The sequence below is a fragment of the Actinoplanes sp. NPDC049599 genome, assembly GCF_044465625.1.
In the GTDB taxonomy this organism is placed as follows: Bacteria; Actinomycetota; Actinomycetes; order Mycobacteriales; family Micromonosporaceae; genus Actinoplanes.
Genome location: NZ_JBITLX010000008.1, coordinates 173139 through 198332, shown reverse-complemented (window position 1 = coordinate 198332; position 25194 = coordinate 173139). Strand labels below are relative to the sequence as shown.

Annotated in this window: 21 protein-coding genes, 1 tRNA gene and 1 riboswitch; of the genes, 17 read left to right on the top strand and 5 right to left on the bottom strand. The window is 66.4% G+C overall.

Annotated elements, in window-relative coordinates:
• Positions 1-137 precede the first annotated feature (137 nt).
• The 3 genes from ACIBQZ_RS17530 to ACIBQZ_RS17520 all read left to right on the top strand — a co-directional run bounded on the left by ACIBQZ_RS17530 (position 138) and on the right by ACIBQZ_RS17520 (position 2703).
• Positions 138-998, top strand: a complete 861-nt coding sequence (locus ACIBQZ_RS17530) for a hypothetical protein (protein ID WP_396089676.1) — start codon at positions 138-140, stop codon at positions 996-998.
• A gap of 1134 nt (positions 999-2132) precedes the next feature.
• Entirely contained in the window at positions 2133-2462 is a 330-nt protein-coding gene (locus tag ACIBQZ_RS17525) for a type II toxin-antitoxin system HicB family antitoxin (protein WP_396089675.1), read from the top strand.
• A gap of 25 nt (positions 2463-2487) precedes the next feature.
• Positions 2488-2703, top strand: coding sequence for a hypothetical protein (locus ACIBQZ_RS17520; protein ID WP_396089674.1), 216 nt, complete (start codon positions 2488-2490; stop codon positions 2701-2703).
• Positions 2704-3099: 396 nt separating this feature from the next.
• Here ACIBQZ_RS17520 and ACIBQZ_RS17515 read toward each other — a convergent pair whose 3' ends face one another.
• Positions 3100-4035 carry a hypothetical protein gene (locus ACIBQZ_RS17515; RefSeq protein ID WP_396089673.1) on the bottom strand — a complete coding sequence of 312 codons (936 nt, stop codon included), beginning with the start codon at positions 4033-4035 and terminating at the stop codon, positions 3100-3102.
• Between the two features lie 570 nt (positions 4036-4605).
• Here ACIBQZ_RS17515 and ACIBQZ_RS17510 point away from each other — a divergent pair.
• The 3 genes from ACIBQZ_RS17510 (at position 4606) to ACIBQZ_RS17500 (ending at position 8928) form a co-directional block, all read left to right on the top strand.
• Entirely contained in the window at positions 4606-6354 is a 1749-nt protein-coding gene (locus ACIBQZ_RS17510) for an IS481 family transposase (protein WP_396089672.1), read from the top strand.
• Between the two features lie 397 nt (positions 6355-6751).
• The gene (locus tag ACIBQZ_RS17505; protein WP_396089671.1) at positions 6752-7780 is read left to right on the top strand and encodes a DUF3800 domain-containing protein; all 1029 of its coding nucleotides are present in this window, start codon (positions 6752-6754) and stop codon (positions 7778-7780) included.
• A gap of 488 nt (positions 7781-8268) precedes the next feature.
• A complete protein-coding gene (locus ACIBQZ_RS17500; RefSeq protein ID WP_396089670.1) occupies positions 8269-8928 on the top strand; it encodes an HAD family hydrolase in 660 nt (219 codons plus the stop codon).
• Here ACIBQZ_RS17500 and ACIBQZ_RS17495 read toward each other — a convergent pair.
• Positions 8909-10180: a hypothetical protein gene (locus ACIBQZ_RS17495; protein ID WP_396089669.1), complete on the bottom strand. Its 1272-nt coding sequence runs from the start codon at positions 10178-10180 to the stop codon at positions 8909-8911. The genes ACIBQZ_RS17500 and ACIBQZ_RS17495 overlap by 20 nt on opposite strands.
• An 844-nt stretch (positions 10181-11024) precedes the next feature.
• Here ACIBQZ_RS17495 and ACIBQZ_RS17490 point away from each other — a divergent pair.
• From ACIBQZ_RS17490 to ACIBQZ_RS17445, 10 genes are all read left to right on the top strand, one after another.
• Positions 11025-11279 (top strand): hypothetical protein, encoded by a 255-nt coding sequence (locus tag ACIBQZ_RS17490; protein ID WP_396089668.1) that lies wholly within the window; start codon positions 11025-11027, stop codon positions 11277-11279.
• A gap of 337 nt (positions 11280-11616) precedes the next feature.
• Entirely contained in the window at positions 11617-12348 is a 732-nt protein-coding gene (locus ACIBQZ_RS17485) for a GntR family transcriptional regulator (protein WP_396089667.1), read from the top strand.
• Positions 12349-12755: 407 nt separating this feature from the next.
• Positions 12756-12923: riboswitch (cyclic di-AMP (ydaO/yuaA leader) on the top strand.
• Positions 12924-13331: 408 nt separating this feature from the next.
• On the top strand, positions 13332-14093 hold the full coding sequence (locus tag ACIBQZ_RS17480; protein ID WP_396089666.1) for a hypothetical protein: 762 nt from the start codon (positions 13332-13334) through the stop codon (positions 14091-14093).
• A 210-nt stretch (positions 14094-14303) separates the two neighbouring features.
• Positions 14304-14735 (top strand): hypothetical protein, encoded by a 432-nt coding sequence (locus ACIBQZ_RS17475; protein ID WP_396089665.1) that lies wholly within the window; start codon positions 14304-14306, stop codon positions 14733-14735.
• Positions 14736-14833: 98 nt separating this feature from the next.
• Positions 14834-15154: a hypothetical protein gene (locus ACIBQZ_RS17470; protein ID WP_396089664.1), complete on the top strand. Its 321-nt coding sequence runs from the start codon at positions 14834-14836 to the stop codon at positions 15152-15154.
• Positions 15145-16578: an FtsK/SpoIIIE domain-containing protein gene (locus tag ACIBQZ_RS17465; protein WP_396089663.1), complete on the top strand. Its 1434-nt coding sequence runs from the start codon at positions 15145-15147 to the stop codon at positions 16576-16578. Before ACIBQZ_RS17470 ends, ACIBQZ_RS17465 begins: the two co-directional genes overlap by 10 nt.
• Positions 16575-17180, top strand: coding sequence for a DUF2637 domain-containing protein (locus ACIBQZ_RS17460; RefSeq protein WP_396089662.1), 606 nt, complete (start codon positions 16575-16577; stop codon positions 17178-17180). The genes ACIBQZ_RS17465 and ACIBQZ_RS17460 overlap by 4 nt, the downstream gene beginning before the upstream one ends.
• Positions 17177-18991 carry a replication initiator gene (locus tag ACIBQZ_RS17455; RefSeq protein ID WP_396089661.1) on the top strand — a complete coding sequence of 605 codons (1815 nt, stop codon included), beginning with the start codon at positions 17177-17179 and terminating at the stop codon, positions 18989-18991. Before ACIBQZ_RS17460 ends, ACIBQZ_RS17455 begins: the two co-directional genes overlap by 4 nt.
• The gene (locus ACIBQZ_RS17450; RefSeq protein ID WP_396089660.1) at positions 18988-19305 is read left to right on the top strand and encodes a helix-turn-helix domain-containing protein; all 318 of its coding nucleotides are present in this window, start codon (positions 18988-18990) and stop codon (positions 19303-19305) included. The genes ACIBQZ_RS17455 and ACIBQZ_RS17450 overlap by 4 nt, the downstream gene beginning before the upstream one ends.
• A gap of 15 nt (positions 19306-19320) precedes the next feature.
• Entirely contained in the window at positions 19321-20847 is a 1527-nt protein-coding gene (locus tag ACIBQZ_RS17445) for a LacI family DNA-binding transcriptional regulator (protein WP_396089659.1), read from the top strand.
• Between the two features lie 103 nt (positions 20848-20950).
• Here the strand turns inward: ACIBQZ_RS17445 and ACIBQZ_RS17440 are convergent.
• Both ACIBQZ_RS17440 and ACIBQZ_RS17435 read right to left on the bottom strand, forming a co-directional pair.
• A tRNA-Pro gene (locus ACIBQZ_RS17440) sits at positions 20951-21024 on the bottom strand.
• A gap of 72 nt (positions 21025-21096) precedes the next feature.
• Complete coding sequence (locus ACIBQZ_RS17435) at positions 21097-21990, bottom strand: metallophosphoesterase (RefSeq protein WP_396089658.1); 894 nt, start codon at positions 21988-21990, stop codon at positions 21097-21099.
• Between the two features lie 25 nt (positions 21991-22015).
• Between ACIBQZ_RS17435 and ACIBQZ_RS17430 the strand changes: the two genes are divergently transcribed.
• Positions 22016-22468 carry a GatB/YqeY domain-containing protein gene (locus ACIBQZ_RS17430; protein WP_396089657.1) on the top strand — a complete coding sequence of 151 codons (453 nt, stop codon included), beginning with the start codon at positions 22016-22018 and terminating at the stop codon, positions 22466-22468.
• A 161-nt stretch (positions 22469-22629) separates the two neighbouring features.
• Here the strand turns inward: ACIBQZ_RS17430 and ACIBQZ_RS17425 are convergent, their stop codons facing one another.
• Positions 22630-25023: a transglycosylase domain-containing protein gene (locus ACIBQZ_RS17425; RefSeq protein ID WP_396089656.1), complete on the bottom strand. Its 2394-nt coding sequence runs from the start codon at positions 25021-25023 to the stop codon at positions 22630-22632.
• Positions 25024-25194: the final 171 nt, after the last annotated feature.

Below are 25194 nucleotides of genomic sequence, written 5' to 3'. Positions count from 1 at the left end.
GATCTCACGCGCCACCCGCGCGTTCGGTTTCACACCGTGCGGCGGCTGCAGGCGCAGAGCGGCAGCACTGAACCGGCGTGTGCAGCTGGCGCCACGCCACGCGCCCACTTCGCACTCCTCGCCCACCGGGAGCCGAGATGTCCGCTGACACCGCCTCGGCAGACGTGTCGTCCGCCCGCCCGCCATCCACCTGCCCTTCATGCGGCGATCACGCCGGAGCTGTGGCGTCCCCTTCGTACGTCTACGCGATGGGCAGAATCGAACCACGTTTTCCACTGCTCAGCCTCGAGAAGGAGTTCACCCAGGCCGCCGGCCGGACCTCATCGGAAGGGTTGACCGACAGAGAGCTGTTCCTGTCCGTTCTCTCCCGCCCGGAGAATCGCTACCTCGCCAACCAGTTGTGCTGGGTGTTCACCATCTCCGATCTCGACACCTATCTGTTGTATCCGCGGAATCCGGTCGACATGGAGGTCTTGGTGGCCTCGCTGCGATCACGGCCACGCCCCACCGATGTTGATGTGGTGGTCGGTATCCGGGGACCCGTCGCACCGCCCGAGGTGTGCAATGGGCTGATGGTGCCGCTCGTCGGTTTCACCCAGATCTACTCTTTTGATTACGACTCGTTCGTCGCAGCCGTCCCGAAGCCGGCGAAGGTCAACGAGAAGGCCTTTGACGGCGCGGTCGAGGAGATCCTCGACCGGGTTCTGAGGATGGCCGACAACGTCGGCAATCTGGACGAGCACCGAGCGATCAACTATCTCGCGCTGCGTTATCCGGCCCTGTACGCGAAGGCATACGAGTTGTTCGCGGCGGGAGTCACCCTCGACGCTCTTGACGTCCAGCCGTCCGGGGCGGGGATGACGAGAAACCTCATGGACGTCATCTTCTCCTTCCGGAACCGCTCCACGAACTTTGTCGAGAAGTGGTCCGCGCGGGTGGACGTCACCGAGGAGTTCCCGTTCCTCGTGACCGGGCTGGGCGCCTACTTCCACGCCTAGCGGAGATGGAGATGCTGATGCGCGTTCCCCCCATGACGGCCGAGAGATCGCTGTACACCAGCACACGCCGGTACCGGTCCTCAGGACCCGGCCGGAGCCGCCGCAGCGGCAGCGTCGGACTGGCCTACCACCCGACCGCGGGGCCGATGGCCGAGTGCAATGACTGCGTCAACGGCTGCGTCAAGAACCTCGGCTACTGCTCCGCGGGCGCGGCCGCGATCGTGGCCGGCTGCATCTTCCCGCCCGCCTGCCCAGCCGTCATCACTGCCGCCGCCCTCGCACAGGCGAGCTGCGACGCAGTCTCCGCCGTCTGCTCCTCGGAGTGCGCCGCCTCGGAGTGCTGCCCGCACCACTGCTCCGGCGTGCCCAACGTCTTCGACCTCGGCGGCGGCTGCTGCGACGCGGGAGAGCACTGCGTGGCCGAGGACGACCCGAACTCGCGGCACGGCTGCTGCCCGGCCGACCAGGCAGTCTGCGCCGGCTCCTGTTGCGCCAAGGGCGAGGTGTGCTGCGCCGGCGAGTGTCACGACCCCTCAACCGGGACGTGCACGGCAGGGGGCTGGTGCTCATATCCGTCGCATGTGTGCCCCGACGGCACCTGCTGTCCCCCGTTCAGCCATTGCGACGGCCACGGCGGATGCTTCATACCCAAGCCGCCTCCTCCGCCCCCGCCGCAGGTGATGTGCCAAACGGGGTGGCGGCCGTGCGGGTCGCATTGCTGCCCACCAGACCTCAAGTGCTGCAGTATCGGAGGCGGCGAAACGGCCTGCATGACCAACTGCCTGCACTGAGCCGGCCGCCCGGGCGCGGTGCACGACAGACAGCATCAGGGGTCACTTCCAAGACTGAAAGTGGCCCCTGGGCTGGACGGGTGGCCGGATTTGAACCGACGCCTCTTCGCCCCGAATTAGGATCATGATCCGCCGACATCCCCAACAATGTCCGATTCGCAGACCTGCTGTTCGTCTGTCGGCACTACTTCGGGGAACCCAGATCGCAAGGTACGTCGCACTACGTGTTCAAGATGCCGTGGCCTGGCGACCCTCGGGTCAACATCCAGGACAAGGGTGGGAAGGCGAAGCCCTACCAGGTCAAACAGGTCCTGACCGCGATCAAGAAGTTGGAGGAACGATCGTGAGCGTGGCGGATCACTACACCTACCGAGTTCACTGGTCGACGGAAGACGGTGAGTACCTCGGCACCGTGGCTGAGCTGCCGTCAGTGTCGTGGCTGGCCGAGGACCGCATGGAAGCCTTCATCGGCATTCAGCGCGTGGCCGAGGAGATCGTCGCCGACATGCAGACGTCGGGTGAAGAACCCCCCGTCGCCATCGCCGACAAGCGCTACTCAGGAAAGTTCCAGGTCCGCGTTCCCGAAGAAGTCCACCGCCGCCTCGCGATACGCGCCGCAGAGCAGGGGGTCTCGCTGAACGCGCTGGCGTCCTCCCGACTTGCCGGAGCCTGACTTTCAGCATTTGACGAGCCACAAGGTGGCCGTACTCCAGGACGGCCGGATGGGGCACTTCGACGGCTCGGTCCAGGCGCGCTACTCCCACATCACGCCGGCCATGCGCCATCAGTTCCTCGCCCAACTGACGAGGCTGTGGAAGGCCGCCTTGGATGCCCGGCTCGCGATGGCGTCGCACTCCCCGGTCGTCGTCCTGGACCGGCTTCTTGAGGCTCGCCGGAAAGAGGTCGGGGAGTGAGAAACAAGATCCACTCCCAGAGCAGGCTGGAAGCAATTCAGGGCCGGTCCTCCGCGTGGAGGACCAGCCCTGAGCTGGTGTTTCAAGGGTCGGGGTGGCCGGATTTGAACCGACGGCCTCTTCGTCCCGAATTAGGATCATGATCAGCCGGCATCCCGCGCTCTACCCAGAAGGCCAGGTCACGGCGTTGGTGTGCGTCGGGATGATCAAGCCTGTGAAGGTAGACCTCTCAAGATCTACTCCCAGATCACTCCCAGGATGCCAGCGGCGGCTGGCCTTGGAGGCCCCATCGACTGCAGCTCCGGCACGAGGTGTTCCCTCGCGGCTGAGACGCCTTCTACGCGGCCAATTCAGTAGCGACTCGCTACTGGCAAGTCCGCGTGCTCCATCAAAAACTCACAAGGAATCGTCATTCGCTGAGCTAGGTTTCGATGGCGTTATCCGAACGACGCCATTAGGTGCGTATGCGAACCAAGCGTTTTCACCGTGGGCCACCAACGAGGCGTCGCTACTACGACCGCCAGTCGCTGACCTTCGCGCAATGGATCTTATAGCGTGGCGCGCATGCGATAGAAGGTATGCAGCCACGGTCGCAAATAGGAGAGTTAGCAGAATGATGATCGTAAAGTACGCCAAATCTGTGATGTAGAACTTGCCCACAATCCATATGGCCAGTGATCCCGCTCCTGCCAGCGTGGCTATAATCAACATAGCCGTAAGGCCGAACAAGAATGGCACCACATGTGTCTGATCATCGCGGCGCAATGCGACGTCCCGACGTTGGTAGATGACATTACTGTCTTCGTTGCGAAGCTTGGCACCCTTCCAGTTGTGCCAAGTGCCTCCGTTCGCCGCGAAGGCAAACGAGATGGATTCACCAGGGTCTAGCTGACTGACTTTGTATCGCGGGCCCGCGAATGCCGGATCTTTATTTGTGATGTCCTGCACCCCCATCTCCGGATCGGGGCTGGGGTCTATTTCGCGCTGCAAGATCTCGGCATCGTCAGGAAATTCGAACCGTACAGTCTGATTCTTGATAGACATGTTGCCGGCATTGGTGATCGTGTAACGCAAGCTAACTAGGCGGTCGACTTCGCGGCCTTGGTAGCTTATCTTTATTCGGCCAGCCTGTGTTGCGCCATAACTAAGTTCCGGCTCTTCTAACTTTAGATCCCACGCCAATATGGTCCGCAAGCCGCGTCTCGACTTGACTATTTCTAAAAAATACCCGCTCACAAATCCAAGAAGCGCAGCTATTACGGGAGTAATTAGCTTGCTCGACGACCAATCGGCAGTGTTTTCCGAGGCGGCGGCGATGAGAGAAGAGAACATGCCTGCAATCTACAAGAGATGGACGAATCTTCGTAGATAGGCCCGGCCGAATTTTGCCGTCTGTTCGCCGACAAGCGACTCAACCCTTGCGAAGCCGGATCAGTAAACCGTTGCCATCCCGTCCGCCGTCGACCCACCCACCGGGGAGCAGGCCTGGCCCAGGGCGCCAAGGTGGAGCGCCCTACCGGACGTACGACCTTGGCGCCCTGGGCCAGGCCTGCTCGGCTTGGCCTGGATCGACGGCGGAGGGGAATCCCAGAAGCTTGAAGAGCCCCCGCCGGAGGCAGGGACTGGATCTGGCGCCATCCGAGAGCGTTGGCCGGTGCGCCGGCCGATGCCGGCCGGAGGCCGCCAGCAGGCCGAGCGCGTCCGGCCGCGCCGCGCTTGCGCGGCGCCTTGATTCAGAAAAGATCTATTCGGCAGTAGGTCGTGATCTCGCGTGTCCCGTCACGGCTGATGCTTGACACTCGCGTCCCACCTGATGCTTGACATGATCACCGTTCGGCTTCTTGATCTCGTGTTTGTTGCGGCAGCACGAGCATCTGGGGGCCGGGATTGGCACTGGTGGGAATGTCGATCGTGGAACAGCGGTATCAGGCCGTGATGGCGGTCCTGGCCGGTGATCCGGTCGTGGAGATAGCGGCGAAGGTGGGGGTGTCGCGGCAGAGCGTGCATGCCTGGTTGCGCCGTTATGCCGAGGAGGGTCTGGCCGGTTTGCAGGACCGGTCTCACCGGCCTGAGAGCTGTGCTCATCAGGCGTCGCCGGAGGTGGAGGCGTTGGTGTGTGAGCTGCGCCGGCACCACCCGAAGTGGGGGTCACGCCGGATCGCCTTCGAGCTCGGCCGTCATGGCTGCCCTGGTGAGGTGCCGTCGCGGATGACGGTCTATCGGATCCTGATCCGTCACGGGTTGATGACCCCGGCCCGACGGCGGCGGGGCCGCAAGGACTACGTGCGCTGGGAACGGGACCGGCCGATGGAGTTGTGGCAGATGGACATCGTCGGTGGGATCTTCCTGGCCGATGGGACCGAGGTCAAGGTCGTGACCGGCGTCGACGACCATTCCCGCTATTGCGTGATCGCCTCGGTGACCCGTCGGGCCACCGGCCGGGCGGTCTGTCTGGCTTTCGCCGGGGCGTTGCAGCAGTTCGGGGTGCCGGAGGAGGTGCTGACCGACAACGGCAAGCAGTTCACCGCCCGGTTCGGTAACGGCGGTGAGGTGATGTTCGACCGGATCTGCCGGGAGAACGGCATCATCCATCGGCTCACCCAGCCGGCGACTCCGACCACCACCGGCAAGGTCGAACGATTCCACCAGACCCTGCGGCGAGAGCTGCTGGACGATGTGGCGACCTGGACCGACATCGACCAGGTGCAGGCGGCGATCGACGTGTTCCGACACGAATACAACACCGACCGGCCGCACCAATCCCTCGACATGGCGTTCCCCGCCGACCGGTTCCGCCCGGCCGGGCCGAGCCCGGTGCCGGTCAAACTGCCGGCCTCGCTGGCGGTTTCGGCCGAACCGGTGCCGGCGCCGACACCGCAACTGCAGGCGATCACGCTGCCGGCGACGACGTGGTCGGGTGAGGCGGTCGAGTTCGACCGGGTGGTGCCGCCGTCGGGGAACCTGATGGTCTGCCAGCGGCAGTTCTGGCTCGGCCCGGCCCGTTCCGGGGTCACGGTGACGTTCTGGGCCGACACCGACGTCATCCACCTGCTGATCGCTGGTGCCCGGATCAAGTCGATGCGATCGCATCTGTCGGTCAACGACCTCGCCGCTCTGCTGCGTCAGGGCGGCCGACCCGCCGGCCCGCCGCCGTTGCCCCCGACCGAGCCTGGTGCGGCGGTCGAGGTGGACCGGACGGTGAACCGGGCCGGGACCGTGTCGCTGGGCCAGCACCTGATCCTGGCCGCGGAGATCCTCGGCGGGCGCCGGGTCGGCATCCGGATCGAGCCGGCCACCCTGACCTTCTTCGACCTCGACACCCGCCAGCTACTACGGACCCGGCCGAACCCGCTCACCCCGGCCGACATCAGCCGCCTACGCGGTGTCCGCCCCGCCGGCCCACCACCTCAACCCGCGACCGGACCGGTCCAGGTCCAGCGCCGGGCGTCGAATTCCGGCGTGGTCATGGTCGTCGGGCAAAAGGTCGCCCTCGGCCGCGTCAACGCCGGAAAGACCGTCACGATCGAGGTCACCGACACCGACCTGGCCATCCACACCGACGCCGGGCCACAAACCGTCCGACGCACCAACCAGCAGCCGATCCGTAGCATCAAAGCCCACCGGCCCCGCAAGGCCGACCCCAAAACCTAGACCAACCGTCAAGCCAGAGCTGGGACGGAAACGTCAAGCATCAGGTGGGACTAGACAGTCGTGATCTCGCGTCGTGATCTCGCGTGATCTCGCGATGTCCCGTCGATTGATGTGCGACACGCGTTCGTCAGGGTGATCGAGGCTAACCTTCTGATCCGTAGGGTGCGAGTGTTCCTGTCAGCTAGTGTGATCCTGTGCCGGTTGGGCATTAACGTCCAGTAACTGGCGCTGCCCGCACGCTGCAGCGATATCGGATACTTCCCCAACGCGGGTCGCCCATTCCTCATCCGCGGGCGACTGAATACATCATTCCCACTAGGTGCCCATACAGATAACGTTGACGGAGCGAGGCCCCAAGCGGAGCCCAGGAGACCATGCCGGAAAGGCGGTATAAATCATGTCATCTCGCCGAGACCCAACTTATCCCGAGCGCAGTGCGGTGCAATGGATGGATCCTAATGGCGGACTCGCGAGCTTGAAGGGAGCAACCGAGGGCAACTTCGCTATCGGCGCTGATTACAGTGAGATGGGAGCTGATCATAAAATCGCATCGTTCGGAATGAGCGCATGTCGCGTAGCCGATTTCGGGAAGCTTGAGAAAGTGATTCAACGTTCCATCTCCCGGCATGCGCCGGCCGCGGATAAGAGAACCGCAGAAATACACCTGAAGCAGTTGACGAGCGGCCAGTCGAGAGTGAAGTCGGAGTATCATGAGCTTGATACACAGCTCAAGCTGCAAGCCTTCTTGCTCGATCTAGCTCGTAGTATTAAGAAATATGTGCCGTTCAGCGTGGCTGGGGTAAGACGAGTGGCTCAAGCCGAAACTAAGGGCTACCGAGTTGGCGAGCTCCTGACCGAAGTGACTTCTCAAACGAATATTTGGTTGTCCATAAAACACGGAGAAGTGATAGGAGAATCTAACAAGATTCAACTTGACAAAGGGGACGGCGTTAAATTGACTCGCCCCACTCAGAGGGGAGGGATATCGAGAGGGTTGAGCCAGGATTTCGGCCCGGATTTGCAGCCAATTTCGAACCCGATCTGTGAGTACGTCGATAGCAAAGACTCCCGAATCGTGCAGATTGCCGACTTCGTCGCCTATGTTGCGGGGCGCCTTGTACTAAAGTATGCGAAGCTAACCACGATTGACTCGCAGGATATGGTCCCCGCCGTGCAACGAGAGTACAACTTTTACCACAAGTTGGCCGAGTACCTGAACCTGAATATTTTCTACTGTGCAGTCCTCGACGACGAGTGTCACGAGTTCGAGCCATGGGAGCTTTCACTATGTGACGGCCTCGAACAACTACCACGAGGTCGTCAGGCACTCTCTCTGGCCAAAATTGCGATAAGGCTGCCGATGATCGACGGCCAACAGGACCAGGGATTTGTCAAACTGCAGCGCATACGGGGGGTGGCGCGTTAGTTAGCTCTGACGTAGCGCCAGGCAGTCGCGACGCCGGTCTCGAGCCGACGGCGAAGCGCGTGTAGATGGCGCCGTTACGCAGGTGCGCCAGGAACTAGAGAGCCCCGCCGGAGGCGTAGTAACGCAGCCAGCCATCGGCCTGTCACACGCGCTACGGCCATGTGGGCAGCTCGGTCGCGTCGCCCAGGCCGGGCCGGTTGGCTGCCGTGCAGGCCCCTTAACCCCCAAACACCGTCTCTGTCGTGTCGCCGCGGCCCGACCTCCCGCTGTTACACGCCAGCCAACGGGCTGGTTGCATGTCTGGGCCAGAGTGACAGCGGCGGCACGGGCTCGCCCCAGGCGGCGGCGTGAGCGGCCCGCTTCGGGCCGCCTTGAAGACTTACGGAATGTTTGAATGAGATCGACGGCCCGGCGGGGCCCACTAATGGCCGTTGCATCGAGCGTTCTCGGCTGACTCGCCAGCCACCGGGCGAGTTAAGATCGGCGCCATGATCCGAGCTGTAGTATTCGACGTCGGTGAGTGTCTGGTCAATGAGGCCCGGGAGTACGGCACCTGGGCTGATTGGCTCGGGGTGCCTCGTCACACCTTCTCGGCAGTGTTCGGTGCGGTGATCGCGCGGGGTCAGGACTACCGCGAGACGTTCCAGGTGTTCCGGCCCGGCTTCGATTTGACCGAGGAGCGGGAGGTGCGGGCGGCTGCGGGTAAGCCGGAGTGGTTCGGTGAGGACGACCTCTACCCGGATGTGCGGCCGGCGTTGACTGCTCTGCGGAAGGCCGGTCTTTGGGTGGGGATCGCGGGCAACCAGACAGTGCGGGCCGGCGGTCTGCTGCGGTCGATGGATCTGCCCAGCGATATGATCGCAACGTCGGACGACTGGGGCGTGTCGAAGCCGGACGTTGGTTTCTTCGATGCGGTGGCGAAGGAGACCCCGTGCGGGCCGGAAGAGACGTTGTACGTCGGTGACCGGCTGGACAACGACATCCGACCCGCAGTCGCGGCGGGCTTCAAGACGGCTTTGATCCTTCGGGGTCCGTGGGCGTCGATCCAGCAGAACGACCCGGAGGCGGACCGGTTGGCGACGATGCGGATCATGTCGCTGGCCGAGTTGCCTGAGCGGATCGCGGCGTTCAACGGCGAAGCGCGCTGAGCGTGGTCTGCCAGCCGTAGAGGCGGTCGTCGAGCTGGCGGACGCAGTCGGTGTCGGCCCACGGTTGCAGGCCCTGGCGGACGTCGCGGATGCGTTCCATTCCCGTGGCATACCAGGTGATCCCGAGTTGGTCGAGTGCTGCCTGAGCGTGGGCGCACGCTTCGTCGGGGTGTTTGCGGGCGACCTCGACGGCGGCCAGGTCGCCGAGGATGACGGTGCGCTGTTTGCCCTCGTCGGCGGGCAGCGCTTCCAGGGCCGCGCTGAGGGTGTCGTGGGCCTGGGCGTGACGCCCGGCCTTGAGCTGGGTGTTGCCCTTGAACGCGGCCAGCCGGACCGGGGAGAACCAGGTGAACCACTCGGGCGAGTGGTGCTCGCTGCCGGTGGTGAGGACGCTCTCGGCGTGGGCGATGGCGCGGAGGGCGTCCTTGGGGTGGCCGCAGCGGGTGTCGCACTCGGCCTCGACGGCGTCGATCCAGGCGAGGAACTCGGCTGAGGCCGGACCGCGCCGGGCGTAGGTGCGGGCGGCCCGGAGGCGTTCGGCTGCCTCGTCGCGGCGCTGTGCCCAGCCGGGGATGAAGGCAGCGTGAGCGAGGATCGCGGCGCCCAGGAGCGGATCGTTGGCTTCGCCGGCGGCTTGCAGCGCGCGCACGTAGGTGGCGTCGGCTTCGTCGGGCTGGCGGAGGTCGAAGAACTCGATGCGTCCAGCGAGCAGCAGCGACTCGGCCAAGGCGGTGGCAAGCACACGCCGGGCGACGCCTGTTGTCTCCGCGAGCAGGTGAAGGCCGAGTCGCGTGTGCTCAGCGACCGTGGGGTGCAGGTGCGCGGGTTGAACGCTCCAGTAGAGCCGGCGGTGAGCAACCGTGATGGTGGTGTAGTCGGCGCCGATGGTGGGCGGCTGCACTGCGGCGGTCGGCTGAGGCAGCGGAAGACCGGCCGGGACAGGGGTTGAAGTGTCCCGGCCGGCGGGGGCGGCTTGACCGGCTGCCCGCTCGGAGACCTGCCATGGCGGGGTGAAGCCGAGTTGCTCGACCGGCATTTGCAGGAGGTGAACGAGGAGCCGCTGGTGGTCGGCTCGCGGCCAGGGCGGAGCGGGAGACTCCCACCGGCGGATCTGGCGCACGCTCACCTCCATCGAGCCCAGGCCGATGCGTGGGGCAGCTTGGGTGAGAGCGTTGGCGAACGCCTGCTGAGAGGCGTAGCCGGCGTGCTGCCGGGCAGCTTTGAGACGGGTGTTGCCGGAGGACTGAGTCATGTCCTGTGCCTCCTCTGTGGGGGATCAACTCTCCACCACGGTAGAACAGAACCGTCCTCATCGAGGACTCCGATCCCGCAGGATGGCATTCTTGCCGTAGAAAAGTCCTCTCTAAGTCCTCTCAGTGGCCTTCTTGTCCCATGTGGAGTGGGCCACTCTCGTGGCATGAGTGACAACGGGGCTACGCCGAGTACCTCACGAGCGGACGATGTCTCGTTCTTGTTCCGCGATGAGGATCCCGGAAGGTCCCCGTCCGCGAGCCGATGCCCTGGTTGCGAGGGCAGGGGGTGGAAGGTCGTGACCGCCTTCCGCGTGGTCCCTGTGGCCGAGCGGCCTGTTGCCGTGGCACAGGGCGGCTGCCTGGACTGCGCCGGGACGGGAAAGGTCGCAGATCGGCCGACCGGCCCTCACTCATGAGACGCAACGGATCCGCGCGCCGGGGTTCCCGTGACAGCGCCGATCCGTCCAGCCGGCACCGGGGCGGACGCTGCGTAGCCAGCCAATCCCCCGATCTGGACGGTAATCGCCGTCCGCCTCGGTGCCCTTCCATCAGGGAGCGGCCCCACATGAGTGGACTCGATTCTCACGACTACGGCAGCGCAGCGCGGTACCGCATGTCTCAGTCGGCGCAAGAGCTGATAAGGCGGCTCGCGAGTCGGCTGCTCACCGACCATCCGCGCGGAGCCGACGGCTTCTGCCTGACCTGCCGGCCCTGTCGTCCTTACCCCTGTGCTGCGCGACGCCTCGCGATCGTCGGCCTGGTCACGGCAGGCCGACGGCACCCGCTGGTCCGACCGACGCCAACTGCGGCGGGCAGCCGATCTTCCGGGCCGGACGGGCCGCGATGAGCGCTCGGAAGCGTCCGGAACTGCTGGTCCAGGTCGGCGACCTGGTCGAGATACCGGAGGCCGACTACTGCTACGGCGTCGGCGTGCTGAAAATGCGCGTCACTGCCATGACCGTCACGCCGCAGGAAGTCCCCCGCCTGGAGTGGGTTCGCTTGATCGGCGTGCCGATCTACGGCCACGACCAGGAAGGCCCCGAGCGCGAAGCACTCGTCCGCGTGTCAGCCCTTCGTCAGCATCCACCAAAGCGGTGAAGGGCAATGCCGACGGAACCGACCTTGACCCGCGAGACATGCTCGTCATCCGCTATCGCTCGCTGGTGGCCCAACGGCACAACGAGGTACGCCGCGACGGACGAATCCTGCGGTGCAAGTGCGGGGACGTCCTGCCATGTGTAGCCGTGTCGAGCCTGCTCAACGACATCGCGCTCGACGGCCAACGCGTCGTTGCGGCGGATCCGCGGAGCGCGGTCGGGGCAGAGTTCGATGTACCACCTGGCACGGCGGCCGGCTCGACAGAACCTTGGGACACCACCTAGTCTCTTGCTAAGACAAGCAGTCGTCTCTTCAACTTCGCAGGCAGGTGGGCCGGGTGCCGATCGAGGTCACTCCACCGAAATACATCACCATCATCAATGCGATCCAACAGCGGATCCAGGACGGCACCTACGCGATCGGCAGCACGCTGCCCAGCGAATCGCAGCTCGTCCAAGAGTTCGGCGTCTCCCGCCCCACCGTCGTTCGGGCGATGGAAATCCTTCGCCAGCAAGGCTGGGTTGACGCCCAACACGGCAAAGGACGGACCGTTCGCGAACGGCCCGTCACCGAGTCACGCGCCCTCCCCGCGCACACAACCGCCCTCCTGAACGCCACGGAGGTCGGTGACGTCACCATCCTGAACGCGGGCGAGGTCGCCGCCCCACCTCGCGCGGCGGCGGCACTGCGACTCCCCGAGGGCGCGACCGTCATCGCCCGCAGGCGCCTCATGCGTGTCGCCGGCGTCGGACCCGTCGAGCTGTCCACGGTCTACGTGCCGACCGCCCTGGCCGTCGACTCGGACGTTGCTGCGCCAGAGCCTTTGACCGGCGGTGTGCTGTCGCACCTGGCTGACCGGGCGGGCATCACCTTGGACCACGTTGTTGAACGGGTCTCTGCCCGCATAGCGACAGCCCAAGAGGCAAAGCTTCTGGAGCTACCCAAGCGAGACGCCCTGCTCACACTCCTGCTGACCGTGTGCGACTCAGCCGCGTTGCCGCTCCTAGCTGTGGACATCGTGATCCCGGCCAGTCGGCACGAGCTGGAGGACATCTTCCCTCTCCGCTGAGCCAAATGGTTATGTTCGCGTCAAACTACGTACCCTTCCGTCGGCCTCGTGCCGGGCCGGCGGGCTTGGGTGGGAGGCGTCAACTCTGTTGGCGGCCGTGCCGGGGCGACGGCGCGGCCTTCGGGCGACCGCACTTGACCTCTCTTCGCGATCTATTACCTCGCGACCCGCAGCCTGAAGTCTTGACGCCGGAGAGGACGCCCGACGCGATGGGCGCCAGCTCGTCTCTCCGTCGCGGCTGTGGGGTATCTCTGGCGTCGTCCTGCAAGCAGGTTCTCATTCCTCTTGGACCTGGTGCTTTCGGCGTGTAGAAAAGACGGTGCCGGCGAGCGCCCGCTCGCCGCTCGCTCCACCGCGGACTACGCCGAGCCCTGCCCCGGTCCGGGTGGCGCTTCATCCGCAATTGCGATTCAGAAACGGCACACGGGGGCAGGGACGGGGGACCCAGATTCGGTCTCACGGTGGAGCGCTGTTCGCGGCGTACCGCCGAGACCTCGGGGTGAAGCCACCAGCGGTGGCCGGGCATTTCCCGCCCGAACCCGACAGCTAACCTCGCAGGCGTGCCGAGAGGGATGAGGCCATGCACATGGCCGTCTGGGCGGCTGCTGCCGTCATCGCCACCCCGTTCTGTCGGCTCGCATTTCAGATAGCTGCTCTGGGCGTCGTGTATCACCTTGCACTTAAGGTGAGCGATCCTGACGCAGTCACGAAGGTGTCGAGCTTGGCGAGCACTTTGGGCGGGACTCCGCTGAGGTATCGACTCCGTAGCGCACCGCGCGTGCCACGCATGGGCGGCGGTGATCAAGGGACACAGCGGTAGGGCAGGGAGAGACCCGGTGGGCTGTTGCTACCGGGTCTTTCTGTCTTGGCCATTCTAGGTGGCGGTATCTCTGGCGTCGTCCGAGGAAACAGAAACACCCCAAGGGCCTCACGCCACCGAGAACGTGATAGCCGTCAGTGCGCATGGCATCTACATTGTGCTTATGTCCAAGGAGCAGGTCGTATTTGCGATCATCACAGGCGTCATTGCTCTCGCAGGGCTAGCGTGGACGATCGTTTGGGCGCTTCGTAGCTGGCGACACTCTGGTCCGATCATCGCCCTGAGGCTGGGTGTGGGTTACGTGTATGACCAACAAGACCAGCTCAACGTCACGTTTCCAAACGGTGCGACGCGCGTGATGCGGATCAACAAAGCCCACCCTGACCCGAAGCCAAGCCGGAGGCGCAGGGGCGCATCGAAGCTCAACCCGCGAGACAACACGAAACAGCCGGTCAACGCGGTCTTCGTGCAGAACCGCGGCCGTGCTGCCGTGACTATCCGCCGATGCGAGTATCTGTCACCTATGGGTGGGGCGGGGCTTCAATTCGAGCCGCAGCCTGCCGCAAGTCAGTGGGGAGACCTTCTGCCAAAGCGACTGGAGCCCGGCGACGAAGCGATCTTGGTGCACGAACGGACGCAGATGAAAGGCTTCTTGAACGGTGTGATGCGAGACCACGGTGTTAAGCAGACTCTCCTCCTTGCGGTCGTCACGATGGGTAATGGCTACGAAATATCGACCAACACGCCGCTTGTGGTCAGGGCCGACATGACCGATACCGCGTTTGCCGAGTTCGAGCCGAACTTCACCAAGGAGGCTGGAGAAGAGCCGATCGACGCCTTCCTGGATGTGTCCCCGAAGCGGCGGATGCCTTGGCGGCGGAAGCCGAAACAAACTCTGATTGCGCGCAATTACGCCGAGGACTAGTCGGCAGCGCGCTCCCACACATAGCCACGGCGATGGCTGGATCCCGTCCGCGCTGGTCGTCTCGCGGCCGAACAGCCGGTCACGACCCCCTGCAGCCGTTGAGTGACATGCATCACTGGGTGGCTTGGCGATGAGAGTTGCGGATCGATCGATCTCTGAGGCATCTTGATAAGACGAGTAGACGTCTTTGCTAGATGGTCAGGAGATTTGATGATTCCCAGCTCGATCAAGATCCCGGTGCCGTGGGAGTACGTCGCGCCGCATGGTGCGCTGTGCCTGGGCGTGGAGCCGGCTACGGACTTCGACAAGCGGGGCCAGGGCGATGACCAGATGCGGGACAAGGAGACCGGTGAGCGGGTGTGGCTGGTCAAGGTTCTCGACCTGGACCCGGAGGCGGGCAAGTTCGGTGCGTCGAAGGAACTCAAGGTCAAGGTCGTAGCCGCGCAGCAGCCGGTGCCGCCGACCTCGACGGTGCCGGGTTATCCGCCGTTGGTGGAGTTCACCGACGTGACGTTGACGCCGTACGTGGACTCGCAGAAGTGCAAGGGCAACGGCTCGAAGTGCCGGGCACGGCAGGCGTGGTCCATCCGCGCGTCCGGGCTGACCCAGCCGCAGCAGGCGGTCAAGCCGGAGGCGGCTTGAGCTGTCGACGCGCGTCAAGGGGGCGGGATTCCTCCGGCAAGAGACTCCCCCGCCCCCGGCGCTCAACCACAAACCCTCACATCAGGAAAGGGGCTGAGATGCCCACGGTAAACGATGCTGCCCGCATCACCACCTCCGGCCGGGCGGTGTGGCGGACCTGCGGCGGCCGCGGCCTGCTCTCCGCACTGCCACCTGGCGCCGACACGTGTCCCGGCTGCGACCGGCCCACGGACGCGCCGTCGGCGCCGGACCGCACCGAGGTTGTTGATCGGTACGCCGCGACCATGGGCCGGATCAAGGCGTGGGCCGACATGCCCCACGTCAGCGACGCTGAGCGTCTCCACAAGATCCGCCTGTTCCTGGCCGAGCTTGACCGGTTCCACGCCGCACACCGCAAGGGGGCGCGGGGATGCCGCTGATCAACGTGATCCGGGGCGAATCGATCCCGACCGCACCGTTCACCGTTCGCACGCCGGTGTTGCGGCTGCCGATCTGGCTGCTCGTGGTCTGGCAGGCGATCAAGGCGCTGTGCTGGCTGACCGTGGCGTATGTGCGGTTCTGGTACGTGACCTTGCCGGTCACGCTGTTGACCTGGCTGTATCTGCGTTGCGGCTGGCAGGGGCCGGTGATGCTGGTCGGCTCGCTCGCGGTGGTCGGCGGTGGCTGGTGGTTCTCACATCGGCCGTCGTGTCTGCGGTTCGGCTGCTACCCGGTCCTGGCCCGGTGGCGGCGATTCGTCTACCGACGACGGTGGAACGCGGCGATGGTCACCGCGAAACTCGCCGTGGCCTACGACGGGCAGACGATCATTCCAGTGCTCAAGCGGGTGCGGTGCCGGGCCGGTTCCGATGTCGTGACCGTGCGGATGGTGACCGGGCAGATCCCCGACGACTTCGCCAAAGCCTCCGAACGCCTCGCCCACACCTTCGGCGTCCGCCAAGTCAAAGCCGTGGCCGGGACCGCGTTCGGCACGGTCATCCTGGTCCTGCTCCGCGGCGACACCCTCCACCACACCGTCGCACCCCTGGCCGTGACCGGTGTCCCGGACTTCACCGCACTCACCCTCGGCGTCCGGGAGGACGGGGCGCCGTATGAGCTGCGGCTGTTCGGCACCCAGGTCCTCATCGTCGGCGCGACCGGCTCCGGCAAAGGCTCGGTGATCTGGTCACTGGTGCGATCGCTGGCCGGCGGGGTCGGGACCGGGCTGGTGCAGCTGTGGGGTCTGGACCCCAAGGGCGGCATGGAACTCGGGATCGGCCGGCCGATGTTCACCCGGTTCGCCTCCCGCGACTTCGCCGAGATGGCCCAGATGCTGGAGCAGGCGGCGGCGATGGCGCAGGACCGGGCCGCACGCCTGGCCGGCGAAACCCGCCAACACACCCCCACCCTGGCCGAACCGCTGATCGTCCTGGTCATCGACGAGTTGGCAAACCTCACCGCCTACCTGACCGAACGGCAGCTCAAAGACCGGATCAAGGCCGCGCTCGGGATCGTGCTGACCCAGGGCCGCGCGGTCGGGGTGCATGTGGTTGCGGCGATCCAGGACCCGCGTAAGGAAGTCCTGCCCGCACGTGGGCTGTTCCCGACCCGGATCGGGCTGCGGCTGTCGGAGCCGGCCGAGGTCGACATGGTTCTCGGGGACGGGATGCGCGACCGCGGTGCCCTGTGCGACCGCATCCCGCAAACCCAACCCGGTGTCGGCTACGTCGCGCTGGAGGGCGACCCGACACCGATGCGGGTCCGGTTCTCCTTCCTCGACGACCAGGACATCCGCGACATGGCCCACACCTACGGGCGGCTGCGGGTCATCGACGGCGAAGCCACCGACGGTGGTGCGGCATGAACGAGCGCGCCGACCGGGCCGAATCCGTGGTCCTGGTCCTCATCGTCGTGACCGTCGCAGCATCGGCCGGGTGGGCGTCGTTCACCCACGTGCACGACTGGACCATGCGCCACGCCCCGGCCGGCACCCCCGACGCGTTCGGCTGGGTCAACGCCGTCATCAGCGAACTTGTCCCCGTCGCCGCGTTCCTGGTCATCCGCCGCCGGCGCAAGGCCGGGGCTCCGATCGGCTACCCACTCACCCTGCTCATCGCCGCCGCCTCCCTGTCCCTGGCCGCGCAACTGGCCGTCGCGCAACCCAGCCCGTCCGGGTGGCTGCTGTCAGCCGTACCCGCGCTGGCGTTCATGGCCCTGGTCAAGCTCGTCCTCACCACACCCACCATCGGCCACGCAGCGGCTGGAGCGCCCATGACCGTCGACACCGCCGCTACTTCGGCCGCCGACCACCCGGCCGCTAGCACCCGCCTGCCGGAACCGGCACCTCGTCCAGCGGCCGTCGTCGCGGAACCCGCGACCCGACCAACGGCGGTCGTCCCGGTCCCAGCCGGAGCGTTCACCCGACTCAACGGCACCCCCGCGACTTCGGAGGCCACCACCCGATGACCGCACCCACCCTGCCCCTGCCCTCGCCGGTCCCCGTCCCTGTCGCTACTGCTCCTCGGCCGGGGTCGCGGGCCGCACGCCTGGCCCTGCCCCGAGCGGTGGACGCGCTCAAGCAACTCGCCACCGACCACGGCGTCTGCATCCGCCCGATCGCGCTACGCCGTACCGACCTGACGACCGGACAGACCGAACTCATCGACCTGCCCTGCGGCGCCACCCTGGAAGCCAAGTGCCCGCCGTGTGCGACACGCGCCCGCCGGCTACGCCAGGTCCAGATTCGGGAAGGCTGGCACCGCACCGACGAACCCAACCCCGCACCCGAACCGGCCACCGAGGACCAGAAGGCGCTGATCAGCCTGCGGGCGCACTTCGAGTACTACCGGGCCGCCGCCGAACGTGATGCCGAATGGGACCAGGTCGCTGACCTCGATGAGGCCATCTCCGAGGTGGAGGAAGCCATTGCCGCCGAGGGCCTGCGCGGCCGGATCGCCCCTCCGCATGGCAACGGCGCTGACGACCAGGACGACGAGGACCGGCCGCGCCGGACCCGGTCCACCAAGCGCCGCCAGGACGTCCCCGAACTGCCTCGGCAGAAGGTCGAGCCGCGCACGGTCGGGCGCACCTACACCGGCACCGACGGGCGGGTGCATCAGCCGTCGATGTGGCTGACGCTGACCCTCGACACCTACGGGCCGGTGCATTCCATCCCCGCCGGTCGGCCGTGTGTCTGCCGCCGCTGGCACGCTGACGACGACCCGCTGTTGGGTACGCCGGTCAATCCGAACACCTACGACTACCGGCGGGCGGCCTGGGACGCTGTGCACTTCCCTCGCCTGCTCGATCGGTACTGGCAGAACCTGCGCCGCGCGGTCGGCTGGAACGTCCAGTACGCCGGCTGTGTCGAGCCACAACGCCGCTTGGCTCCGCACGCGCACTTCGCCATCCGGGGCACCGTCCCTCGCGCGATGTTGGAGAAGGTCGCCGCCGCGACCTACCACCAGGTGTGGTGGCCGGCCGCCGACACCATCCGCTATACCCCCGACCACCGGCCGACCTGGGACGCCGAGCGGGAGTCGTGGGTCGACCCGGACACCGGCCAGCCCTTGCCGACCTGGGCTGAGGCCCTGGACGCCGTCGACGACGAGCCGGACGCCGAACCGGCCCACGTGGCCCGGTTCGGTCCGCAGGTCAAGGCCAAAGGCGTCGACCCCGGTGCGCAGGACGTGGATCGCACGATCGGCTACATCACCAAGTACGTCACCAAGAGCGCCGCTGACTGCCACGCCGTGACCAGCGACCGCCAGCGCGAGCACCTGGACCGGTTCTGGGCCGAGCTGCGCGTCACGCCGTGCTCGGAGCGGTGCGCGAACTGGCTGCTCTACGGCGTGCAACCGAAGAAAGCCCACGGGCGGCTCCGGGCCGGGCACTGCAAAGGCAAGGTCCACCAGAAGACCACCCTCGGCATCGGCGGCCGACGCGTGCTGGTCTCCCGCGACTGGTCCGGCAAGACCCTCGCCGACCACCGGGCCGACGCACACGCCTGGGTCAAAGCCCTACTCGGCGTCAGCGACGACACAGCGACCGCGCCAGCCGGCGACCCGCAAGCCGCGAAGCCGGCCCCGTTCGCCTGGGAGATGGCCCACCACGACGACCCGGACCTACCCCCACTCGAACACCGGCTCCTGCGGATGGTCAGCCAGCGAATCCAACGCAGAGGCCAGCTCAACGCCGCTCGGCAACGTCGCGCGAACGCACCGCCCGCCAATGTCTCGGCAGTGAATGACTCATCAGTGACTTCGGGAGGTGCATGAGCAGCATGGAAGGCACGAACTTCTACCGACCTGCGCAGGTCGCCGAGCGGCTGCACTGCTCGGAGTGGTGGGTCAAAGAGCAGGCGCGCCGACGCCGCATCCCGTTCTGCTGGATCGGCGGCGGCTACCTGTTCACCGAGGAACACATCGTCGCCATTCTGCGGCGTTTCGAGGTGCAGGCGGTCGACGGCGAGGCATCCGTCACGGCCATGCCCGCTCCACGGCCACGTCCGCCGGCTCGATCGGTGGAGGCCCCGGTGGCTTTGCGAGCTCGTCCGCCTCGGCGGGCTCGGACTTCGAATGTTGCGGCGTAGGCGGGGGAGGGGTTAATGCCGTTCGCGGAGAAGCGAGGCGACTATTACCGGGCTCGGTATTGGGCGCGGCCGGGTGATTTGCAGACGGTCAAGGACGCGGCTGGGAGGACCGTCAAGTTCCGGCTAAAGCGCGATGCCGAGCGTGCCGCCAGCGACGCGGAGACCAAGGCGCGTAACGCGAAGGTAGATCCGCGCGCGGGCCGGGTGGCCTTTGGCGTGTACGCGAGCGGCTGGTACGCCGCGCAGGATCTCGCCGCGTCGACGATGCAGAACTATCGGCGGCACATCGAAGAGCACCTGCTACCGACGTTCGAGGACATCGCGGTCGCGGACATTCTCGCGTCGGACGTGGCCGCGTGGGAGAAGGCCGAGCGTGCGGCCGGCTATGCCGAATCGAGCATCAAGACGTGGCGGGGGACCTTGCACCTGATCCTCGGTGATGCTGTGGAGGAAGGCCTGCGCGAGGTCAATCCGGCCACTCGGCGCCGGGGACGGGGAAAGCGGGCCGGGCGGTCTCGTAGCCGTGGTCCGGAGAAGGTGGTGACCGACGCTCTCGGCATCCTGCTCATCGCCGAGCGTGCTGCGCTGTTGTCCGGCCGCGATGACGAATTCGTCGCTGTCGTGCTCAAGGGCTTCACGGGTATGCGGTGGGCCGAACTCGTGGGCCTGGAAACGGAGTTCGTGAGGCGGGGGAGCATCCGGGTCGAGTGGCAGCTATACGAACTCGATACGGGTGAGTTCCTGCGGTGTCCGCCGAAGGACGACTCTCACCGGACGATTGATACCCCGGACTGGCTGGACCGCCTGGTCGCCGGGCATCTCGCGTCCACCAAGCCGCGGCCGTGCTCCTGCCATGGACGTACGTATGCCTTCAGCGGTCATCGTCCTGCGAACGGCGCGGCTCGGGCGGTCGGACCGAAGTTGGTCGATGTGGCCCGCTGCGCTGGTGTGTCGACCGGAACTGTTTCGGCAGTGCTGAACCGTCCGGAGTCGGTGCCGGAAGCCACTCGCGTCCGGGTATTGAAGGCGACCGCCGAGCTGGGTTACGTCCGGGGCGGGCAACTGCTGGGTGAGCTTGCGCCGCACTGGCGACGGACGGGCTTCGCGACCTGGCTGTTCCATCCCGCTGCTTCAGGCCGGTATCCGCGTGTCGCACCGCACGACGCCCGGCCGGTTCCGGTGCTCGGTGAGCCCTGGCCGGGGGTACCTGCTCGGGGTCGCGGTGCTGCGCAGAGAGCTGACGCCTGCTGGGTGCCGATCGCCTCGGGATTGACGCCGCACGGGCTGCGGCACAGTCACAAGACGCAGATGCAGGAACTCGGGGTGCCGGCCGTACTTCAGGACGGCCGGATGGGGCACTTCGACGGCTCGGTCCAGGCGCGCTACTCACACATCACGCCGGCCATGCGCCATCAGTTCCTCGCCCAACTGACGAGGCTGTGGAAGGCCGCCTTGGATGCCCGGCTCGCGATGGCGTCGCACTCCCCGGTCGTGGTCCTGGACCGGCTTCTTGAGGCTCGCCGGCAGGAGGTTGGGGAGTGAGAAATCAAGATCCACTCCCAGATCACTCCCAGAGGCAGGCTGGGAAGCAATTCAGGGCTGGTTCTCCGCTAGGAGAACCAGCCCTGAGCTGGTGTTTCAAGGGTCGGGGTGGCCGGATTTGAACCGACGGCCTCTTCGTCCCGAACGAAGCGCGCTACCAAGCTGCGCCACACCCCGAGCGTGCTCAGCAATACTAGCCGACGCTTCCGCCGTCGCGAAATCGGTATCCGGGGTTGGTGAAACCGCAGGTCAGCGCGGGATCAGGGTGAGGATTGTGGCTTCCGGGCGGCACGCGAAGCGGATCGGGGCGGTGGGGTGGGTGCCCAGGCCCGCCGAGACGTGCAGCCAGGATTCTGAGCCGGGCCAGCGGTGCAGGCCCTTGGCCATGGCGTGGGGGAGGTCGCAGTTGGTGGTCAGGGCGCCGTAGCCCGGTACGCAGACCTGGCCGCCGTGGGTGTGGCCGGCCAGGAGTACGCCGAAGCCGTCTGCTGCCATGGCGTCCAGGACCCGGGAGGCCGGGGTGTGGGTCAGGCCGATGTGCAGGTCGGCGCCGGGGGAGGTGGGGCCGGCCACCGACGGGTAGTTGTCGCGGTCGACGTGGGGGTCGTCGACGCCGACCAGTTCCACCGAGCGGCCGCCTGCCTTCAGCACCGTGCGGGCGTTGTTCAGGTCCGCCCAGCCAGCGTCCACGAAGGCCGCGCGCAGGTCCTCGGCCGGTAGTTCCACGCCCTGGACGTATTCGCGTTCCGGCAGCAGGTATTCCAGCGGGTTCTTGAAGACCGGGCCGCGGTAGTCGTTGGAGCCGAAGACGAAGGCGCCGGGCAGGTGGAGCAGCGGGTCCAGGGCGCGGAGCACGCCGGGGATCGCCTGGGGTGACGCCATGTTGTCGCCGGTGACCACCACCAGGTCCGGGTCGGTGCCGATCAGGGCGGCCACCCAGTCCTGCTTGCGGCGCTGGTCGGGCATCATGTGCAGGTCCGAGATGTGCAGGATGCGCAGGGGTTCCGCGTCCGGCTCCAGGGCCGGGATGTCGAAGCGGCGCAGGGTGAACAGGTTGCGTTCGATCAGCGAGGCGTAGGCGAAGGCGGCACCACCGGCGGCGGTGATTCCGGCGGCCAGGGCGATAAAGGGGCGCTTGCGCATGACGGCCAGAGTAGTTTGACCGACCATGGGAACGCTGAAAGACCGCCTGAACGATGACCTGCACGCCGCTATGAAGAGCCGGGACGAGCTGACCACCTCGACGCTGCGGATGGCGTTGACCGCCGTGCGCAACGCCGAGACCGCCGGGGACGCCGCCAAGGTGCTCAGCGACGACGAGGTGCTCGCCGTGCTGGCCAAGGAGGCCAAGAAGCGCCGGGAGGCGGCCACCGCCTTCGCCGGGGCGGGCCGCAGCGAGCAGGCCGCGAAGGAGAGCGCCGAGGGCGAGATCCTCGACCGGTATCTGCCGGCGCAGCTCACCGACGAGGAGATCGCCGAGCTGGTCGCGGGGGCGCTGGCGGCGGGCGGCTTCACCGGCAAGGCGCAGATGGGGCCTGCCATGAAGGCGGCCCAGGCGGCCGTGGCCGGCCGGGCCGACGGCGGCCGGGTGGCGGCGGCGGTGCGCAACCAGCTCAGCTGACGCGGCCGGGGCGCGACCAGCTCAGCCGACGCGGCCGGGGCGTCAACAGCTCAGCCGACGCGGCTGGTGCGCGACCAGCTCGGCTGACGCGGCCGGGGGCGTCAACAGCTCCACTGACGCGGCGGGCGGGTCACCCCTTGAGGTGACCCGCCCGCCGGGCGTCAGCGCCGTCCTGGCGGTTTGGGCTTTTTCGGCTTGTCGGCCTTCTCGTCGGCCTTGCCCTTGCTGATCTCGATGCTCACGTAGCCGCCCTTGATGGTGCGGCCGCCCGGGTTGGTGCCCGCGGCCGTTCCCTTGGGGCAGTCGGACTCGACTTCCTGGCCGATCGAGGCGGTGAAGCCGGCGCTCTCGATCCGGGACTTCGCGCCGGCGATGGTCGCGCAGGTCACGTCCGGGATCGAGCGCTGGTCGCCGATCGAGATCTTGGAGCTGCCCGGCTTCTTGAACTGGACCCGGGGCTTGCCCTTGAGGTAGTCGCGCATCGTGTCCCACACCGCCGGGTTGACGATGTCGTGGGACATCCGGTCGCGGTGGTTCTGGTAGTCCGGGTTGACCAGGTAGCCGGCCACCGTGAGCGAGCTGCTGCCGATGATCAGCGCGGCGGTCTTGTCGCTGTCGGTGGTGCCGGACTTGCCGTAGATCGGGTGCCCGATGATCCCGTGCGCCCGGCCCGCCGTACGGCTGCCGCCGCAGCTGCCGAGCTGCGCGTTGTCGCCCACCGGGCAGCGGGCCGCGTCGAGCGCCGCGCGGGCCACGTCGGACGAGGTGGCGCGGGTGCAGTGCGGCTTGCCGACGTCGATCTTCTCGCCGTGCAGCGAGGTGATCTGCTGCACCGGGGTCGGCTCGCAGTACATCCCGTCGCCGGCCAGGGTCGCGTACGCGTTCGCCATCTCCAGCGGGGTCGAGGACGAGACGCCCAGGGTGAAGGCGCCCCACTGGTGCGCGGCCGCCCGGGTGGAGCCGAGGTCGATGTCGGTCTTGGTGCGGAACTTCACGCCGAAGCGCTGGGCGACGTCGACGACCTTCTCGGCGCCGACCCGTTCCTGCAGCGGCACGAAGAACGTGTTGATCGAGCGGCTGAAGCCCGTCCACATGTTGGTGACGCCGCCGCCCTTGCCGCCGGAGTTGCTGGGGCAGTAGTAGATGCCGTTGCACGTCGACGGGCCGGGGGCGATGCGGTACTTGGAGACGTACTTGGCGGGTGCGTTGATCGAGTATGCGAGCGGGTAGCCGTTCTCCAGCGCCGCGACCATGGTGAACATCTTGAACACCGAGCCGGCCTGGTAGCCGGTGATGTCACCGCCGCCGGAGAGCAGCGGGTTGGTGGTGTTCGGGTAGGTGCCGCGGATCTTCTTCTTGGCCTTCTTCGGGTCCGAGGAGATCTTGTTCACCGGGTTGTCGGGGTCGTCCAGCTTGAACTTGCGGTTCGCGGCCAGCGCCCGGACCTTGCCGGTGCCCGGCTGGATGGCGGCGAGCAGCAGGGCGTTCTTGTTGTTCGGAGAGATCTTGTCGCCGATGTTCTCGCGGGCGGCCTGCTGGGCCTTGACGTCCATCGACGTCTGGATCCGGTAGCCGCCGCTCTTCAGCCGCCGCTCACGGTCGTACGTGGTCGCGCCGAAGGCGTCCTGGCTGAGCCACCAGCGGTAGAAGTAGTCGCAGAAGAAGCCCCAGTTGTTCTTCGACACCGAGACGCAGCCGTTGCCGGGGCGCTTGACCGTCCGCTTGATCTTCGTCGCGGTGGCCTTCTTGGCCTCCGCCGGCGTGATGAAGCCGAGCTCCAGCATGTCGTTGATGACGTAGTTGCGGCGGTCCAGGGCCTGCGGGTAGCCGCTGGCGGTGGTCGGGTTGAACGCGGTCGGTGCCTTCACCATGCTGGCCAGCAGGGCGGACTCGGCGACCGTGAGGTCCTTGGGCTTCTTGCTGAAGTAGACCTGGCTGGCCGCGTAGATGCCGTACGAGCCGTTGCCGAAGGGCGCCTTGTTGAGGTAGCCCTCGAGGATCTTCTGCTTGGTCAGATCCTTCTCGATCTGCAGCGCGTACTTCATTTCGTTGATCTTGCGCTTGGGGGTGTCCTTGGTGGCGTCGACGACCTCCTGCGGGCTGGTCGCCGAGTAGGCCAGGGACATCCGGACGAACTGCATCGTCAGCGTGGAGGCGCCCTGCTGGGACTTGCCGCTCTTGTTGTTGACGAACGCCCGGGCGACACCCTTCATGTCGACGCCGTTGTGCTTGTAGAACTCGTGGTCCTCGGCCGAGATGATCGCGTTCTGCATGTTGATCGAGATGTCCTTGAGCGGCACCTCGCTGCGGAACTCGTCGTAGAAGACCGACAGCTGCGTCTTGTTGTCCGACGCGAAGGCCCGGCTGATCTGCGGGGCGCTGGCCTGCTTGAGCTCGGACGGGAGGCTGGCGAACGTCTCACCGCCGGCCTTGGCCGCGAGGCCGGACATCGCCACGGCCGGGAAGGCTGCGGCGGCCACGACCACGCCCGCGAGCAGGCCACAGATCAGCAGCGAGGTCGCATTGGCGAAGATGTTGTGATCGCGTCTGCGCATCCAGGAGGTCACCTGAGCAGGGTACGCGAAAGATACCCGTGACTGGTGTCGAGAAGGTCACGGTTCGCCCAGAATCATCCTGCCGGTTCTATCGGCCGAGCGCGGCGTTTTCCCAGAATTTTTGTGAATTTCTCGCTGTCCGGTCAGCCCGAGATGCCCGGAACTACCGAG